Genomic DNA, 2,257 nt, shown 5'->3' with positions numbered 1-2,257 from the left:
TTTTTCCACCTCAAAACACAACATGTGTTTTTTGAAGATGCCTTGTATCTAATACACTAATATAGTACCAAATAAACTATTTATTGTAAAATAAGATAGACTTATTTTAGAGCCTATCTGTATTAAAGTTCATATCTTAAATTTTTAGCTACTTCTTTCTTTCATAGAATCAGCACTACTTAATCATCTTACCATCTATAAGTGTCTATACTATTTTTACTTTTTCTTTCTTTTTTTTATAGCTACTACACCTACTCCACTTACAACAGTAACAAAGGCTCCTCCAGCAATCATGTTTCTTGTAGTTCTTTTTTTATTTCCAAGAGTATAGGATTCGTTTATTTCTTGAGAATAGTTACCATACTCTTCTTTCAATTCTATTTTTTCGCCATTAACTCCTTTATCGTATGCTGCCTTTATGGCTTCTTTCATATGTGCTTCGGCCTTATCATAACCTTCTTTAAACCAATATTCTAGCTTATTACTTTCAAATTTTTGTATTTTATGTTCTTTTTTTCCAATGTAATATTTATATCCAAGTTCATTGTATTCATTTTTTATTTCTTGTATCTTCTCATCATATGCCTTATTATACGATTCAACTATTGCTTGTCCCAATGAATTTTCTAAGGTTCTTTTTTCCTTTGTTGCTGCTGCATCTTCTATGCCATAGTTTTTATAGATTTCTTTATTATTTTCTATATATTCATTTCTTCCCTTAGTATATCCATCACTATATGATTTCTTTAACTTTTCACCTTGTGATGACTCAGATGAATTTTTCCCTTCACGACCATCATCATATCCAGTATTATATGCTTGGTCTTTTTCTGATTTTAATTTATTAACTCCATCATTGTACCCAGAAGAATAGCCTTCTTTAGATTTTGAAGAACTATTAGACTCTTTTCCTACATAACCATCGTTATATCCATCATCATAATAACTCTTAGGTTGACTTACAGGAGTACTATTATCTCTTCCACCCTTAGGTGAACTTACAGGAGTATTACTATCTCCTCCTCCTCCCACAAGTTCACAAACTCCTCCTGGATGTAAGTGTGGTCCAAGTCCATGATGATAATGATAACCCCCTAATCCTGAAGCATTTTTATTGTCTTTATGTCCCCCATTTGAATCAGTTCTACCTGAATGTGCATAACTTGTTTGCGATAATGAAAGTAATACAACTAAAATGCAAACAATCCTCTTAATCTTTTTTTCCATGACAATTCTTAATATGTACTATATTAAGATTTCACCTCCTATAATTTTATATTCACATAAATTATAAAACACTTTCATGGTATAATAAAGATTATTTTGTATATATTTGTAGAATCGTAACTAGTTTCCAAGTTGTGCTTTTTTCGAAAAATTGCATCGGGTATACTGTGAACTACTCCTCCCTATAAAAATTGGAGTAGTCCACTTATACTAAATCTCCTCTTAATGAATAAAATTACATTAATGAGCATTTTACTTTTTCTTTAACTCCATCATCTAAAGTTACTCTTAACCACTTGCTTAATTTTCTTTTATCTTTATTTGAATTTCTTATTGAGTACTTTACCCAGGCATTAAATATAAGAAGTATTCCTGTAACAAGACAACCTGTACTGATAGCTCTAATAAATCCCACAAAAAATTGTTCATAAGCTTTTATACCTGGTTTATATATTGCAGAATAAATTACTGTAATATATGATATCAATAATGCACATAAGCCCCCAACTAATGATTCATTTCTTTTTAGTTTTTGAATTTCATTAAGTAATAAAATTGTATTTTTATTATTTTCCACCTCTCCATTTTCCTGTTCAATATATTCACCCTTTAGTAATTCATTAACTGAAACCTCCAACACTTTACTTATTCCTTCAAATGATAACACTTTTAGTACATCCGTTAGTAGTATTACGAAAAATCGCATAATTCACTTTCTTGAATTACGCGATTTTTAACTTCTAATTATTTAATTGCAGTTCATATTTTGAGTATCTACGTTAATACTTGTAACTTTCTTTCTGTATGTCAAATCCTTCATAGTTTTCAATTCACGACTTACTATTTTCAGAATAAAACTTTAAAGCTTCTCCAATAAATTTAGATGCACCACTGCCATATTGCTTATCAATGGCTTTTATCCATGTGGAATTTGATAAATAAAGCTCTGCCGTATGATCCCAATGATTCTCTCCTTCATCCACCTTGTAAAATTCTTGCATTTTTTTATTTGCATCTGATATTTCTTCAA

The 2,257-nt window shown here is 29.7% G+C and carries 2 protein-coding genes and 1 pseudogene; all 3 read right to left on the bottom strand.

Annotated elements, in window-relative coordinates; all coding sequences use genetic code 11:
• Positions 1-216: 216 nt before the first annotated feature.
• Complete coding sequence (locus B2671_RS06530; RefSeq protein WP_346869682.1) at positions 217-1,227, bottom strand: YHYH domain-containing protein; 1,011 nt, start codon at positions 1,225-1,227, stop codon at positions 217-219.
• A 235-nt stretch (positions 1,228-1,462) separates the two neighbouring features.
• On the bottom strand, positions 1,463-1,894 hold the full coding sequence (locus tag B2671_RS06525) for a hypothetical protein (protein WP_346869681.1): 432 nt from the start codon (positions 1,892-1,894) through the stop codon (positions 1,463-1,465).
• A gap of 163 nt (positions 1,895-2,057) precedes the next feature.
• A pseudogene (locus B2671_RS06520) lies at positions 2,058-2,257 on the bottom strand (TipAS antibiotic-recognition domain-containing protein); the annotation flags it as partial.

The organism is Clostridium sp. UBA5119, from assembly GCF_002414285.1.
Lineage (GTDB): Bacteria > Bacillota > Clostridia > Clostridiales > Clostridiaceae > Clostridium_J > Clostridium_J sulfidigenes.
This window is presented reverse-complemented; position numbering and strand designations above follow the sequence as displayed.

Bases quoted from the DNA above. Each gene is read 5' to 3' on its own strand.
- B2671_RS06530 (WP_346869682.1), bottom strand. From the start codon at position 1,227: ATGGAAAAAAAGATTAAGAGGATTGTTTGCATTTTAGTTGTATTACTT.